Raw genomic sequence first — 14,668 nt, 5'->3', positions numbered from 1 at the left:
ACCCGGGAAGTGAGCTTGGTGATGAGCTCGTAGGGAGAAGATTGTGCCTATCTCCTCGGCCGCCATCCCAAGTCAAAGGGTTAAACGTACTCCATAAACACTCTGGAGGTCAGCTTGGTGATCAGCTCGTAAGGAATGGTGCCAATCTCGTCGGCGACCCGCTCCACCGGCAAGCCCTCGCCCCAGAGCACGGCTTCGTCACCGGCCTTGTCGGTGGCGTCAGGGCCGAGATCCACAGTGGTCATGTCCATGGAGACGCGGCCCACCAGGGGGACGATGCGGCCATTGACCAGCACGGACGTGCCGTTGGGTGCCATGCGCGGGTAGCCATCGCCATAGCCGATGGCAATCACCCCGAGCCGGGTATCACGGGTTGACACCCAGTTGGCGCCATAACCCACAGGCTCCCCCGCCTTGTGATCCCGCACTGCGATGAGCTGGGTCTTCAAGGTCATCACGGGTTTCAGGTCGTAATCCGCCGCCACCGTGTTCGGGAAGGGGGAGACGCCGTAGAGGATGACGCCGGGGCGCACCCAGTCGCAGTGGGAGTCCGGCCAGGCCAGAATGCCTGCCGAGTTCGCCATGGCACGCTCGCCCTTGAGGGAGGCGGTCAACTTGCTGAACAAGTCGATCTGCTCGCGGGTGGTGGATTGCTCGAGCTCATCGGAGCGGCTGAAGTGGGTCATGACGTTGAACGGCTGCACCACGTTCTTGCACTTGCCGAGCCGCTCGATAAAGGCGGGCATCTCCTCGGCCCGCACCCCGAGCCGGTGCATGCCGGTGTCAAGCTTGAACCAGGCCACCACGGGGGCCGGCAACTCGGCCTGCTCCAGGGCCTCGAGCTGCTCCCAGGTATGCACCGCGGTCTGCAGGTTGTTGGCCGCCAGCACCGGCAAATCGGCACTCGAGAAGAAGCCCTCCAGCAGCACTATGGGTTTGACCACGGCGCAGGAGCGCAGCATCAGCGCCTCCTCGATGCGGGCCACCGCATAGGCGTCCGCATCCACCAGGGTGCGGGCCACCGGCAGCAGGCCATGGCCATAGGCGTTGGCCTTGACCACGGCGATGATCTTGCAGGAAGGCGCGTGGCGCTTGACCACGGCGAGGTTGTGGCGCAGGGCCGAGGTATCGATTTGGGCAATAGCCGCTTTCATCTGTTTTCCCTTACGAGGGCATGATGGCGCACCTGCGCCAGGCACCGAGTGGTGTCATCCCTTGATAGTCATCGTCTAAGGCCGGACCGGCAGAATTGTCGAACCGGGAGAACTGGCCCTGGAAGCTGAGGCGCACCCGTCCGTATTGGTACCGTTACGCTGCTTGCCTATGGTCATCCCAGCAATTCCCTTGTCAGGACAATCAGGTACTCAATAATCATCGTCAAACGCCGGGCCGGCGTAGTTGTCGAACCGGGAGAACTGACCCTGGAAGGTGAGGCGCACCCGACCTATGGGGCCGTTACGCTGCTTGCCGATGATGATCTCCGCAATCCCCTTGTCGGGACTGTCGTCGTGATACACCTCGTCGCGGTAGATGAACATGATCAAATCCGCATCCTGCTCGATGGAGCCGGATTCCCGCAGATCCGAGTTGACCGGCCGCTTGTCGGCCCGCTGCTCCAGGCTTCGGTTCAGCTGGGAGAGCGCCACCACAGGGCATTGCAGCTCTTTCGCCAGGGCCTTGAGGGAGCGGGAGATTTCACCGATCTCCAGGGTTCTGTTGTCAGACAGCGCAGGTACCCGCATCAGCTGCAGGTAGTCGATCATGATCATCGAGAGACCGCCGTGCTCGCGGGCGATGCGCCGGGCACGGGAGCGCACGTCGGTCGGGGTCAGGCCGGAGGCGTCATCTATGTACATCTTGCCCTTCTCGAGCAGTAGCCCCATGGTGGAGGAGAGTCGCGCCCAGTCTTCATCGTCGAGCTGGCCGGTCCGCACCTTGGTCTGATCGATGCGCCCCACCGAGGCGAGCATACGCATGATGATCTGCTCGGAGGGCATCTCCAGGGAGAAGATGAGCACCGGCTTGTCGGCGGTGAGCGCCGCGTGCTCGCACAGGTTCATGGCAAAGGTGGTCTTGCCCATGGAGGGACGGGCCGCGACTATGATGAGGTCCGAGCGCTGCAGGCCGGCGGTCATCTTGTCCAGATCCCCATAACCGCTGGAGACCCCGGTCACGCCGTTGTGAGGAGTCTTGAACAGCTCCTCAATCTTGTCGACCGTCTGCTCCAGAATGAGTTTCAGGGGCTGCGGGCCCTCGTTGGCGCTGGAGCGCTGCTCGGCAATCTGGAACACCTTGCTCTCGGCCAGGTCCAGCAGATCGCCGGAGGTGCGCCCCTGGGGCTCGTAACCCGCTTCGACTATCTCGTTGGCGACCGAGATCATCTCCCGTACCACAGCCCGCTCACGCACGATCTCGGCGTAGGCATTGATGTTGGCGGCGCTCGGGGTGTTCTTGGCGATCTCCACCAGATAGGCGAAGCCACCGGACTCTTCCAGCTGCTCGGAGCGCTCCAGCTCCTCCTGCAGGGTGATGAGATCGATGGGGTTGCCCGCATTGGAGAGGCGGGTCATGGCCTGGAAGATCAGGCGGTGGGGACGGCTGTAGAAATCCTTGTCGATCACCCGCTCGGCCACCCGATCCCAGGCCTCGTTATCCAGCATCAGACCGCCCAGTACGGACTGCTCGGCCTCAAAAGAGTGGGGGGGAACTTTCAGCTGTTGTGTCTTGGCGTCTTTTTTCGCCGTCACTTGCTCTGCCATACACATAAAAACCGCAGCGGGAAGGGGACGGGAATTTTACAAAAGAAACCCCGCCATCGCGAGCGCTAATGCGCGCTATTCACCTCACCCGGTGGCCTGCCTGCTTGCGGATGGCCGGCTCATCGGCTCCTGGGGCCCTCCCTGCCCCTCACAGCACGAGGAAGGGCCAGACCAGGGTCTGATCCTTCGCCTTGGATTTGAGCTTGTTGCGCAGCCTGCGCACCGAACGACTCGGTCGTCTGTTTCTCATGGGGATCCTCCTTGGCGCCCCCAGGGGGGGCAATCTGTTCATGAATAATTCATGCCAGACATGGTAATCATACCCGCAAGCTGCAACACAAAAAGGGACCGGCAGCCTGCCATGCGCCTCGCTGAGCTTGCACAAGCAGAGCATGCCCCCACCTACATGAGAGTGAAAGAGTCAAAATGAAAAAGATGCTGACCCTGTTTGCCGTGATCCTGGCCATTGGCCTTGGGGCACCCATCGCCGAGGCCAAGAAATTTGGTGGCGGCAAATCCTTTGGCAAGAGCTACAAGACGGCACCGGCTCAACCGGCTCCGACTGCAGCCCCCGTGAATGGCAAGAATCCGACTCTGGCCGCGGCGCCCAAGAAGAGCGGCATGATGGGTGGCCTGCTGGGCGGCCTGCTGGCCGGTGGCCTGTTCGCCTACCTGCTGGGCAGCGGCGCCTTCGAAGGTCTGCAAGGGATGGACTTCCTGCTGATCGCCCTGCTGGCACTGGGTGGTGTATTCCTGTTCCGAGCCCTGCGCAAGAACAAGGCGGCGGCACCTCAGCCACAGACGGCCTACGCGGGCTATCAGCCTCCGTCGGCAGCGCCTCAGCAGTTCGAACAGAGCAACGGTGCCCCGCAGGCAACCGGCTTTGCCGACAGTGACGTCCCCTTCCGCCTGCCGCCAGGTTTTGACATGAACGGTTTCCTGTCCGGTGCCCGCGATCACTATCGCACCCTGCAAGAGGCCTGGAACAAGAACGATCTGGAGAAGGTACGGGAGTACGTGAGCCCGGAACTGTTCCAGCACCTCCAGGCCGAGCGCGCCGAACTGACCGGCGAGCAGCACACCGAGGTGATGTATGTGGACACCCAGCTGGTGCGTGCCGACTACGGCAGCGACTGGGCCCAGGTCAGCGTGCGCTTCAGCGGTCGCTACATGGACCGTCAGGAGCAGGTCGAGGAGGACATCAAGGAGGTGTGGCACCTCGAGCGCAACCTGGCCAAGGACAATGCCCCCTGGCACATCGTCGGCATCGAGCAACTATAAGCACGCTCGTTCGGCAAGCATGATAAAGGCGACCTCAGGGTCGCTTTTTTATTGTCATCGCACTCTTCACTGCGACTCATGGAATATTCCCCCGCCTTGCGAGGAGCCGGGAATAATCGTCATCAGCTCCTGTTGATGACCTCGAAAATAAAAAAGAGAGGCAGCCATGGCTGCCTCTCTTTTGTTATTGGCCCAGAGCCGCTGGATTATTTGCAGCCATCCATAGAGGCGGAATTAACATAGCTGACTTCACCGGACGGCTGATAATCGGCCACCAGTATGGTCTTCTTCGCCGCGATGTAATCCTTCAGCACACCGGCATCCACCAGACCGGCATTGATGGTGTCGATCTTCGGATAACCGTCACCACCGGCCGCACTGAAGCTCGGGATGGAGAAGCTGTAGCTGGCCGCCGGATCGAAGGCCTTGCCGCCCACGCTGGTGATGGTCACGCTTTTCGCCTGGCAGTCCACCGCCATGTTGATGCCACCAAACTGGGCATAGCCGCCGGTGTTGATGGTCTTGGTCGCCACCTGGCCCAGATAGGCCGCCAGTTCGCTGCCACTCATGGTCGCCTTGTTGACCGTGTTGCCAAATGGATGCACGGTCAGCACGTCGCGGTAGCTGATGTCGCCAGCCGCGATGGAGGCACGCACCCCGCCTGAGTTGACGATGCCAAAATCGGTACCCAGCTTCTCGGCGGTGGCGGTGGTGATGAGGCGACCCAGATTGGTCTGCTTGTTGCGCACGTTGGCACGCTCGCCGTCCAGCACACCGTCGGTGGAGCCTATCACCACGCCCAGCTCCTGCTGCCCCTTCTCCTGGTAGGTAAGCAGGGTATTGTAGAGCTCGGGATCCTTGGTGATCTCTTCCTGAATGAAGGCGCCGTCAGCGTCTTTCAGATTGACAGGGATGAGGTCGTACTGGGTCAGGGTCAGCTTGCCATTCTGGTAGTCAAACTGGGCGCGGCCCACATACTTGCCCCACTCGTGGGCCTGCATGATCCAGGTGCCGTTCTGCTGATCCGGCAGGCAGTCGTCACCCGGCTTGAAGTCGGCGTACTTGTCCGGCGTGCCCGGCTCCATGCAGACCGGGTTCTGGGAGTGACCGCCGATGATGGCGTCCAGAGTGCCGGCCGGCAGTGCACGCGCCATCTCCACATCCCCGGGGGCATTGCTGCCGTGCTGGCCATTTTCGTAGTGACCCATGTGGGTGATGGCCAGGACCAGGTTCGCCTCTTTGCTGTCGCGGATCTGCTGACCAAGCCTGGCCGCTTCCGTGGTCGGATCGCGGAACTCCAGGGTCTGGACGTTGTTGGGATCCACCAGCTGGGCGGTGTCTTCGGTGGTCAGGCCCAGCACGGCAACCTTGAGACCGCTCTCCAGCTTGAACACCTTGTAGGGATCGAAATAGCGCTTGCCGCTGGCCTTGTCGTAGATGTTGGCGGAGATCATGGGGAACTGGGCCCACTCACGCTGTTTCTCCAGGATGGTCAGAGGGTTGTCGAACTCGTGGTTACCCACCGCCATGGCATCGTAGCGGATGCTGTTCATGGCCATGAAGTCCGGCTCGGCATCCTGCAGATCCGACTCGGGTACCCCGGTGTTCACGTCGCCACCGGAGAGTACCAGCACCTCGCTGCCGGCCGCCTTGGCCTCGCCACGCAGGCGTTCGACCAGGGTCTTCTGGGCAGCCATGCCATATTCACCCTTGTCGTTGTGCCAGAAACGACCGTGGGTATCATTGGTGTGCAGAATGGTCAGCTTGCAGACATTTTCGCTGCAGGGGGCGACGCTGTCATTGCTTGAGATATTGCAGCCACTCAGCGCGGCGAGCACGGCCAGCGCGACACTTCCTTTGACAAATTTATAATTCATTTCCATATCACCTTGTTATTTTGTTATTGGGCAACCCGGTCTCGAGTCGGTCCGTAATATAACAAACAACATGTGACGCTTTTTCATCAGTGACTCACAAATTCCGCCAAATGTGATCACCAGCGCAACCTCTTTCCTCATATTCCCATCCCCTCCTGCCCTGTCGCGCCATTTCACCCGCAGGGATGGCAGCCGGTCGGAGACAGTTGTGGCATACTTCCCGCCAATCGATGCCAAGGAGACTCGTGAATGGCAAAGTACGACAAGATTTCCCCCGAGACCCAGCAGGAGGCGATGAAGGTAGCCCGCGCCAACCAGAAGCCGGGGCAGACCAAGGAACAGACCCAGTTGATCGCCCAGGGAATCCAGAAGGGCATAGACGAATACAAGAAGCAGATGAAGGCGCGAGCCCGGGAGGCGAGCCGCCAGAAGAAGTTGCAGGCCAGGGCGAAGCAGCCACAACAGGGCGAGCATGAAGAAGAGAGCGAGCTCGACGTGATCGAGGTCTCTCGCCAGCACCCGTTGCCATGGGTATTGCTGGTACTGAGCTGGCTGGTGTTTGGCTGTGCCTGGATCTGGCTGCGCTGATCCCTTGCCTGGCAAACCTTTGCCCTGGGATCGGCCTCACAGCCCGGGGCCGGCGCGCTGGTCATCCCTCGCCCCTGCTGCTTACACTCTTCCCCCCGTTGTCTGGAGACCCCCATCATGAATCCGGCCCCCCTCTATCTGCTGGCCCCTCTCGTACTATTTATCGTGACCCTGGTGCTCTATCGCATCTCCCCGCTGCGAGCGGTCGCCGCCGGCAACGCCCGCTGGTTTATCCTGCCAGCCTTCACCCTCTTCATCCTGCTCATCGTCATCAATGGCGCGGCAGACCCGAGCCTGCGCAGCCCCGGCTTTCACTGGCTGATGCCGGGTCTTGGCTTTGCACTCTGCCTGTTCCCGGCGCTGCCCAAGGCGCTGGTGCCGCGCCTGGCCATCAAGGAGGGGGCCTTCGCCGCCCTGGGCCTGATGCTGATGAGCCTAGCCATGGTCTACTGATGTCGTTTACACGATCTTTTTCATGATCTGAGGGGCGCCCTGTGACGGGCGCCCCTTGTACAACCAATGGACGATAGGCATCTTGGTGACAGAGTAACCAGCCAGGAGGCCAGATGGACAATCCGCCCGATTTCATGGCGCAGTGGGATTATCAGGATCCCGCCGCCACTGCCCTGCGTTTTCGACGCCTGCTCGAAGAGGCGCAGGACGACCTGCAATACGAGCTGGAGCTGCTCACCCAAATCGCCCGCACCCACTCCCTGCAGCGTCAGTTTGCACAGGCCCACCAGCTGCTCGACGAGATAGAACCCCGCCTCACCGACGCCACCCCGCGAGCACGGCTGCGCGCCTTGCTGGAACGGGGGCGGACATTCAACTCGGCCGGCGATAAGGCCAGCGCCAGGACGCTGTTCGAGCAGGGGTGGCAACTCGGGCTCAAGCTGGGGGAGACTGGGCTCGCCATAGACGCGGCCCACATGGTGGCCATCGCCGCCCCGCTGGAGGAGCAGAGCCGCTGGCATCAACTGGCGATGACCCTGGCCGAACGCAGTGCCGACGATAAGGTGCGCGGCTGGCTGCCCAGCCTCTACAACAATCAGGGCTGGACCCTGTTCGAGCTGGGACGCCTCGATGAAGCCAGAGCCTGCCAGCAAAAATGCCTGGCCTGGCACCAGCAGCACAACAATCAGGCCAAGGCCTTTATCGCCCGCTGGAGCCTGGCACGGCTGAGCCGGGCCCAGGGCCTGCACGAACAGGCGATGGCCGAGCTGAGCCAGCTGAAAGCCGACATGGCCGAGGCCAGCGCGCCGGAAGATGGCTACCTGTTCGAGGAACTGGGGGAGAACGGCCTGATGCTGGACGATCCGGCCGCCCCCGAATACTTCGCCCGCGCCTGGTTCCTGCTCTCGCGGGATGGCTGGCTACAGGCCAACGAGACGGAGCGGCTGGCCAGACTCAAGCGCCTCGCCAAGCTCTGACGGCGGGCCGCAAAAAGAGCGGGCGGCTCACGCCGCCCGTCACTCAGGCCAAGCCCCCCTCTTCCCGACTCTGCCTCTTGCGACAGATAAGGGAAGGCCCGAGCCCAGCTGCACTTAAGCCTCAAGCCAGGCTCGCCTCTTCCCAACCCTGCTTCTTGCGATAAATAGTCGAGGGGCTGATCTCCAGCAGCGCCGCCGCCTTGGGGATGTTGCCGTCACAGCTGGCGATGGCCTGCTCGATGGCCTCCTTCTCCACCAGCCAGAGCGGGCGCACCGGCAGAGCGGTCTGCACGGGCTCGGCCAGGATCTCGTGGGTCGCCTCAACAGCAGCAGGCACCGCAAGCGCACGGCCGCCGTTGAGCGGCGGTGGCAGTATATCCTTGCTCACCAGTTCGCGATCGTTGAGCACCACTATGTTGCGCACCACGTTCTGCAGCTCGCGCACATTGCCGGGCCAGGGGTAGTCGAGCAATATCCGCACAGTGTCGGCATCGAAATCCTTGAAGCGCTTGTGCTCCTCCTTGGCATATCGCAGCAGGAGGTCGCGCGCCAGCAGCAGTATGTCTTCGCCGCGCTCCCGCAGTGGCGGCAGGGAGAGCGGGATCACGTGCAGACGGTAGTAAAGATCCTCGCGAAAACGTCCCGCCTTCACCTCCAACAGGGGATCCCGGTTGGTAGCGCAGACGAAGCGCACATCCACCGTCTCCAGCTTGCCGCTGCCGACCCGCTGCAGGGTACCGGTCTGGATGAAGCGCAGCAGCTTGCTCTGCAGGTCGAGATCCATCTCGCAGATCTCGTCGAGGAACAGGGTGCCACCGTCCGCCAGGCTGGCCGCCCCCTTGCGATCCCCTTGGGCGCCGGTGAACGATCCCTTCACATGACCGAAGATCTCGCTCTCCATCAGATCGTGGGGAATGGCGGCGCAGTTGAGCGCGATGAAGGGCTGATCCCGGCGCGGACTGCACTGGTGGATGGCCTCAGCACACACCTCCTTGCCGGTGCCGCTCTCCCCCGTGATGAACACGGTCGCCTTGCTCGGCGCCGCGCTCTCTATGATGCGATAGACAGCCTGCATCGCCATGGAGGCGCCGATGAAGCCCGCAAAGGAGCTGCGCTCGAAGTTCTCCCGATACTGGGCCACCAGCGAGCTGAGCTGCTGATGTTTGAAGGCGTTGCGAGCGGTGGCACACAGCCGTTTGCCATCGAACGGCTTGGTCAGGAAATCGAAGGCACCGCAGCGCATCGCCTCCACCGCCACATCCACCGAGCCGTGGGCGGTGATCACCACCACCGAGCAGGGCAGTTGCTGCTCGGTGATCTGCTGCAGTATGGCCATGCCGGACATGTCCGGCAGTTCGAGGTCGAGTAGCACCACGGGGGGCGGGCTGGCCAGCAACTGCGCCAGTGCCTGCTGACCGCAATCGGCCAGCACTACGTCATAGCCATCCTGAACTAGGTACTGCTCATAGACGACGGCCAGACTGCGGGTATCTTCCACCAGCAGGACACGGGGTTTGCTTTCAGCCACGAGATCCATCCTTGCGATTGATTTTGTTGTCTATTCTGGGGGTTAGACGCCATACACTCAAGACGGGCTCTCAGCTTTCTCCCGCCACCCACTGCGCCACACAAGCAAAAACGGCTCCCTGGGGAGCCGTTTTCATCGCGTTTACCGCTTATTTCTTCGCGTCATCGCCTTCGGCGGTCGGCTTTTCGATGGCCAGCAGCTCGACGTCAAATACCAGCACGGCGTTGGCCGGGATGGAGCCTGCACCGTGCTCGCCATAGGCCAGCTTGGACGGCAGGAAGAACTTGAACTTGGAACCGACCGGCATCAGCTGCACGCCTTCGGTCCAGCCCGGGATCACCTGGTTGAGCGGGAAGGTGGCCGGCTCGCCGCGATCGACGGAGCTGTCGAACTTGGTGCCATCGGTCAGGGTACCGGTGTAGTGCACCTTGACGATGTCGGTGGCCTTCGGCTTGGCGCCGTCACCCAGCTTCTCGACCTGATACTGCAGGCCGGATTCGGTGCTCTTCACGCCCTCTTTCTTGGCGTTGGCGGCCAGGTACTCTTCACCCTTCTTCAGGTTTTCCACCGCATCCTTGTCGGCCTTGGCCTTGGTCAGCTCGTTGATCTTGGCGTCGTATTCCTGCAGGACCTTCTGGATCTCCTCGTCAGTCATGCCAGCTTCCTTGCCCAGACCGTCGGTCACCCCCTTGAGGATGACGCTGTTGTCCAGCTTGATGCCGAGCTCCTGCTGACGCTCCAGAGTATTGGCGATATAACGACCCATGGAGAGGCCGATCGCATAGCCGGATTGCTCTTCAAAGCTCTTGGCTGCTGCCTTGGGAGCCTCTGCCGGCTTGCTGGCTTCTGCCTTGACCTCTGCGGTATTGGCAGCAGGCTTCTCATCTTTTTGGCAAGCAGTCAGACCCACGGCAACGGCCGCAGCCAACAGGGACACCTTCAGAAAATTGTTCATCAGTTTCTCCAAAACTCTAAATACCGCTCTCGGTTCCTTCGTGAAATGAGAGGTTTATCGTGATAAGCGCCTTATACTAACGCCGTGATCGCAGGTAACGAAAGCATGAGACAGGAAAAATGATCAAAAGTGCCATTTATCTCATCGGTATTTGCCTGATGCTGACGGGGTGCGAACAGAGCTCACTTCCCGGCCAGCAGATCCGCCTCGCCAACCAGGGCTTGCTGAGTGCGGATCTTGCCAGTTCCGGCAAGCAGGCCATCGTCTCCAGCCTGGGCCAGGGCACCGTGGTGTGGGATCTGGAACAGGGCAAGGAGCGCTGGCGCTGGCGTCAGAGCGATGATCAGGAGGAGTTCGTCACCCTCACCCGCTTCTCCCCGGACGACAGCCACGCCATCACCGCCACCCAGCGCACCTTCGCCATCTGGCGCCTGCAAGATGGTCGATCTCAAGGCTACTATTCCCTTCCTGAATCCAGCCTGAGGGATGCGGCGCTCTCGGCCGATGGTCGTCTGGTGCTGATCGGCCGCGAAGATGGCAAGGCGGAGCTGGTGGACACCCGCACCGGGCGCAGGTTGCAGTTCCTCGGCCACACCGAGCAGGTCAACACGGTGGATCTCTCCGCCAATGGCCGCTACGCCCTCACCGGCGGCAACGATTACAGCGCCTATCTTTGGGATACCCGCACCGGCCAGGTGGTATGGCGTTTCAACCACGGCGGCCGGGTGGTGATGGCGAGGCTGGATCCGGCGGGGCGCTTCGCCTTCACCGCCGACAGCCGCCAGGCCAGCATCTGGGATCTCAAGACTGGCAAGGAGGTGAGCCGGCTGCAGTTCGCGCACCGTTTCGAGGTCTACACCAGCGCGCGCTTTGCCAACGACGGCAACTGGCTCATCACCGGCGCCCCCTCACGCCAGCTCTCCCTGTGGCGGGTGAGCGATGGCAGTCTGCTGCAAAGCTGGCGCGTCTCTCCTCATCCCAAGGTGAAACCACCGAGCGCTGTGGTCTATGGCGTGGCTTTGCGCGACAATGGCCACCTCGTCAGCGCCAGCTCCAGTGGCCTGGCCGAAATCTGGACTATCAAGTAAGGACCAAAAGGCCCATGAGTCAGCAAGTTAACGATCGTCTCGAGACCCTGGAAAGCCGTCTCGCCTATGCCGAATACACGGTGGAGCAGCTCAACGAAGAGGTCACCACCCAGGGCCGTGAACTCGACCGGCTCAAGCATCAGATCCAGCTACTGGTAGACAAGCTGCAGAGCGTGCAGCCGAGCCAGATAGCCAGCATGGCCGAAGAGACGCCGCCCCCGCACTACTGAGTGCACCGCCATAAAAAAACCCGCACGCAGCGGGTTTTTTCATCTTGCCAGTCGGCAGATCAGTGGTGATGGCCCTTGCCACCGCAACCACCGCCGCCACAGCAACCGCCGTGACCCTGCTCGTCGCCGTGGTCATGACCGTGATCGTGGCCGTGACCGCCGCAGCAACCGCCGTGGTCATGGTCGTGGTCGTGGTCGTGATCATGGCCATGATCGTGACCGCAGCCACCGGCACCGTGCACGTGGCCGTGAGCCAGCTCTTCGGCGGTCGCGGCACGCACGTCCTTGATCTCGACCTTGAAGCCCAGGGTCACACCGGCCAGCGGATGGTTGCCATCCACCTTGATGAACTCTTCGGAGACTTCGATGACGGTCACCGGGCGGTGGCCATCGTCGGTCTCGGCCACAAAAGTATCCCCTTCAGACACTTCCATGCCATCGAACAGCTCGCCGGGCACTTCTTGCACCAGGTTCTCGTCATACTCGCCATAGGCCTGACTCGGCGTCAGGGTGACGTCGAACGCCTCGCCCACGCTGCGGCCTTCCAGCTCGGCTTCGAGGCCGGAGACCAGATAACGGGTACCGTGCAGATACACCAGAGGCTCTTTACCGACAGTGGTGTCGATGACTTCACCGTGTTCGTCGGTGACCGTGTATTCCAGCGTAACCACGCTCAGGGGAGCTACTTTCATGTCAGGGATCCTGCGGATAGAAAAAAACGGGCCCAGAATACCTTAAAAAGGTGGCCAAGCATATGATCTGCCCCGCTCCGCCATGCTGAAAAAGTCAGCAGTCCAGAACGAGCCTTGCCCCACCCCGGGTATTATCAAGAGGCCCCTCACTGGAGGCGAAACACCTTTATCAGCGGTTCGGCCTCGCGGATGACCCGGTCCACCCCGGCTATCCGTCGGTAGGTCACTCGGGACGAAAGACCCCTATGACCTGTTCGGCCTCGCGGGTCGCCTTGTCCACCTCGGCCTGGGTCTGCACCTGGGTATCCCCGCAGTCGACACAGGTCACCTTCTCGACTCCATGCTCCATATACAGCATCATGGTGTCCATCTTGCCGCACGCCGGGCAAACCGCACCGGCAATGAAGCGCTTTTTACGTCTGGTTTCCATTTTTGTTACCTCCAGGCAGCATCATATCAGGGTTTTTATATGCATCACGCCATCGAATATCAGCATTTTTCCACTCCTTGCCTGCAGGTCGGCCCCCGCAAACGCTCCCCTCTGGGTCAGTTGCTGCGCGTCACCCGGGGCGCGGCGCTGCTGAGACTCGGCCCCCATGAGCTGTTGCTGACGGCGGGCAGCCACTTCTGGCTGTGCGCCGATGCCCTCGCCGCCTTCACCCCCCTAGCGGGTTGTCAGCATGATTTGCTGACCTGCTCGGTGCGGGTGGCGCAACCGGCCCAGGCTGGCTGGTTGCAACCCACCCCGCTGATGGACGCCCTGCTGGACAACCTGGCCAGCTGGTCCAGGCCCCATGACTGGCAGGAGGCTTATGGCCACCGGCTGCGGGTCATCGGAGACGAGTTGCAAGCGTGTACCATCCTGGCGCAGGCAGATCAGCCGCTGCAGGCCGCATGGCGCGCCCTGGCCGGCCAATCGGAAGGCAGCACCGCAGCCTGGCAGGCTTGCCTCGTCCAGCGCGGCATCGAGGATCCCGCCCTGGCGGCCGATGCGCTCGGTGCCCAGTGGCAGTTGCTGCAAGGGGTACGCCTGCTCAGAAGTGGCAGCAAGCCTGCCCAGGTCGTGGCAAAGCTCGGCTACCGGGATGAACAGGCTTTGGCGCAGGCGTGTCAGCACTGGCTCGGGCTGACGCTGGAGGTGGTGGCCTCCGCCCAGTGAACCGGACGAGAAAATAAATGAGGGTGACAGGGTCCAGTTTTGTGGCTCTCGGTCGCTAATAACCGTTAATAACAACGGCATCATCCTGGTCACCACCCTCTATGCTGAACACCAGATTGACCGTCACCGATTAGATCAACAGGACATCCGCCATGACGAGCAAGGCCAACCAATCCCAGGGCATGTTGCTGTTTCACCTCTCAGCCAGGCAATCCTTCGCCATCGGCACCCTCAAGGTGAAGGAGATAGTCCCCTACACCCAGCTCACCGCCCTGCCCCATTCGCACCCGACCGTGCTCGGGGCGGCCAGCATGCGGGGCACCACCATCCCCGTGATCGACATGGCGATGGCGGTAGGCTATCGCCCGATCAGCCGGGAGGAGATGCCCAGCTGCTTCATCATCATCACGGATTGCCGCCGCACCCTGGTGGGCTTCCTGGTGCGGGGCATCGACAAGATCACCGAGTGCAACTGGCGCGACATAGAGCCACCTCCTCCTTCCCTCGGTCAGAACGTCTTCGTCACCGGGGTGACCAAGGTGGGGGATCAGCTGATCCAGCTGCTGGACGTGGAGTTGATCCTGTCCCGGGTCTATCCGGACGATCCCAGCCACCTCTACCCCGTGCTGACCGATGTGCAGCGCGAACGGCTCAAGCCGATGCGGATCCTGCTGGTGGACGACTCCTCCGTCGCCCGCCGCCAGCTGATGGCGGCCCTCGATTACATCAACATTCCCTACGAGGTGTGCACCAACGGGCGCGATGCCCTCAGCCTGATGCAGGCCAGGGTCGCTCAGGGCAGCCGGATAGACATCCTGGTGAGCGACATAGAGATGCCGGGGCTGGACGGTTACGAGCTCGCCTTCGAGGTACAGAGCGATCCCAGACTGGCGGAGGCTTACATCATCCTGCACACCTCCCTCTCCAGCGAGATCAGCGTGGAGCGTGCCCATCAGGTCGGCGCCCACGAGGCGCTGACCAAGTTTGAAGCCAACGAGCTGATCCAGGCCATGCTGCGCGGCGCCGAACACCACGATCGCCTGCCCGCCTGACACCGCGGCGGGCCATGGGCCCGCCGACT

The 14,668-nt window shown here is 61.9% G+C and carries 15 protein-coding genes; 8 read left to right on the top strand and 7 right to left on the bottom strand.

What is annotated here, in order from left to right:
* Positions 1-80: 80 nt before the first annotated feature.
* The gene (alr, locus tag ACB039_RS11425) at positions 81-1,154 is read right to left on the bottom strand and encodes an alanine racemase (RefSeq protein ID WP_005330481.1); all 1,074 of its coding nucleotides are present in this window, start codon (positions 1,152-1,154) and stop codon (positions 81-83) included.
* 210 nt (positions 1,155-1,364) lie between these two features.
* Positions 1,365-2,759 carry a replicative DNA helicase gene (gene dnaB / locus ACB039_RS11420; protein WP_005330482.1) on the bottom strand — a complete coding sequence of 465 codons (1,395 nt, stop codon included), beginning with the start codon at positions 2,757-2,759 and terminating at the stop codon, positions 1,365-1,367.
* Between the two features lie 426 nt (positions 2,760-3,185).
* Between dnaB and ACB039_RS11415 the strand changes: the two genes are divergently transcribed.
* Positions 3,186-4,040 carry a Tim44 domain-containing protein gene (locus ACB039_RS11415; protein WP_005330485.1) on the top strand — a complete coding sequence of 285 codons (855 nt, stop codon included), beginning with the start codon at positions 3,186-3,188 and terminating at the stop codon, positions 4,038-4,040.
* A 206-nt stretch (positions 4,041-4,246) separates the two neighbouring features.
* Here ACB039_RS11415 and ushA read toward each other — a convergent pair whose 3' ends face one another.
* Positions 4,247-5,917, bottom strand: a complete 1,671-nt coding sequence (gene ushA, locus ACB039_RS11410) for a bifunctional UDP-sugar hydrolase/5'-nucleotidase UshA (protein WP_371165711.1) — start codon at positions 5,915-5,917, stop codon at positions 4,247-4,249.
* A 249-nt stretch (positions 5,918-6,166) separates the two neighbouring features.
* On the opposite strand from ushA, the gene ACB039_RS11405 reads away from it, so the two are divergent.
* The 3 genes from ACB039_RS11405 to ACB039_RS11395 all read left to right on the top strand — a co-directional run bounded on the left by ACB039_RS11405 (position 6,167) and on the right by ACB039_RS11395 (position 7,935).
* On the top strand, positions 6,167-6,505 hold the full coding sequence (locus tag ACB039_RS11405) for a DUF2956 domain-containing protein (protein WP_182786202.1): 339 nt from the start codon (positions 6,167-6,169) through the stop codon (positions 6,503-6,505).
* A gap of 117 nt (positions 6,506-6,622) precedes the next feature.
* Positions 6,623-6,958 carry a hypothetical protein gene (locus ACB039_RS11400; RefSeq protein WP_043132774.1) on the top strand — a complete coding sequence of 112 codons (336 nt, stop codon included), beginning with the start codon at positions 6,623-6,625 and terminating at the stop codon, positions 6,956-6,958.
* A 113-nt stretch (positions 6,959-7,071) separates the two neighbouring features.
* The gene (locus ACB039_RS11395) at positions 7,072-7,935 is read left to right on the top strand and encodes a hypothetical protein (RefSeq protein ID WP_005330492.1); all 864 of its coding nucleotides are present in this window, start codon (positions 7,072-7,074) and stop codon (positions 7,933-7,935) included.
* Between the two features lie 121 nt (positions 7,936-8,056).
* Here the strand turns inward: ACB039_RS11395 and ACB039_RS11390 are convergent, their stop codons facing one another.
* Positions 8,057-9,463: a sigma-54-dependent transcriptional regulator gene (locus tag ACB039_RS11390; protein WP_371165710.1), complete on the bottom strand. Its 1,407-nt coding sequence runs from the start codon at positions 9,461-9,463 to the stop codon at positions 8,057-8,059.
* A 148-nt stretch (positions 9,464-9,611) separates the two neighbouring features.
* Positions 9,612-10,418 carry an FKBP-type peptidyl-prolyl cis-trans isomerase gene (gene fkpA, locus ACB039_RS11385; RefSeq protein ID WP_041207073.1) on the bottom strand — a complete coding sequence of 269 codons (807 nt, stop codon included), beginning with the start codon at positions 10,416-10,418 and terminating at the stop codon, positions 9,612-9,614.
* A 119-nt stretch (positions 10,419-10,537) separates the two neighbouring features.
* Between fkpA and ACB039_RS11380 the strand changes: the two genes are divergently transcribed.
* Together ACB039_RS11380 and ACB039_RS11375 are read left to right on the top strand one after the other, a co-directional pair.
* Positions 10,538-11,506 (top strand): WD40 repeat domain-containing protein, encoded by a 969-nt coding sequence (locus ACB039_RS11380; RefSeq protein WP_218409669.1) that lies wholly within the window; start codon positions 10,538-10,540, stop codon positions 11,504-11,506.
* Between the two features lie 14 nt (positions 11,507-11,520).
* On the top strand, positions 11,521-11,736 hold the full coding sequence (locus ACB039_RS11375; RefSeq protein ID WP_005330500.1) for a SlyX family protein: 216 nt from the start codon (positions 11,521-11,523) through the stop codon (positions 11,734-11,736).
* A gap of 59 nt (positions 11,737-11,795) precedes the next feature.
* Here ACB039_RS11375 and ACB039_RS11370 read toward each other — a convergent pair whose 3' ends face one another.
* Together ACB039_RS11370 and ACB039_RS11365 are read right to left on the bottom strand one after the other, a co-directional pair.
* Complete coding sequence (locus tag ACB039_RS11370) at positions 11,796-12,428, bottom strand: peptidylprolyl isomerase (protein ID WP_205641139.1); 633 nt, start codon at positions 12,426-12,428, stop codon at positions 11,796-11,798.
* A gap of 223 nt (positions 12,429-12,651) precedes the next feature.
* On the bottom strand, positions 12,652-12,858 hold the full coding sequence (locus ACB039_RS11365; RefSeq protein ID WP_033130616.1) for a YheV family putative zinc ribbon protein: 207 nt from the start codon (positions 12,856-12,858) through the stop codon (positions 12,652-12,654).
* Between the two features lie 39 nt (positions 12,859-12,897).
* Here ACB039_RS11365 and ACB039_RS11360 point away from each other — a divergent pair, with 39 nt between their 5' ends.
* The gene (locus tag ACB039_RS11360) at positions 12,898-13,587 is read left to right on the top strand and encodes a hypothetical protein (protein WP_371165709.1); all 690 of its coding nucleotides are present in this window, start codon (positions 12,898-12,900) and stop codon (positions 13,585-13,587) included.
* 152 nt (positions 13,588-13,739) lie between these two features.
* The gene (locus ACB039_RS11355) at positions 13,740-14,639 is read left to right on the top strand and encodes a chemotaxis protein CheV (RefSeq protein ID WP_005330506.1); all 900 of its coding nucleotides are present in this window, start codon (positions 13,740-13,742) and stop codon (positions 14,637-14,639) included.
* Positions 14,640-14,668: the final 29 nt, after the last annotated feature.

Origin of the sequence: Aeromonas sp. S2(2024) (genome assembly GCF_041402505.1) — a bacterium.
Classification (GTDB): Bacteria; Pseudomonadota; Gammaproteobacteria; order Enterobacterales; family Aeromonadaceae; genus Aeromonas; species Aeromonas media.
The sequence above is the reverse complement of the archived record's forward strand: the minus strand, read 5'-3'. Positions and strand labels throughout refer to the sequence as shown.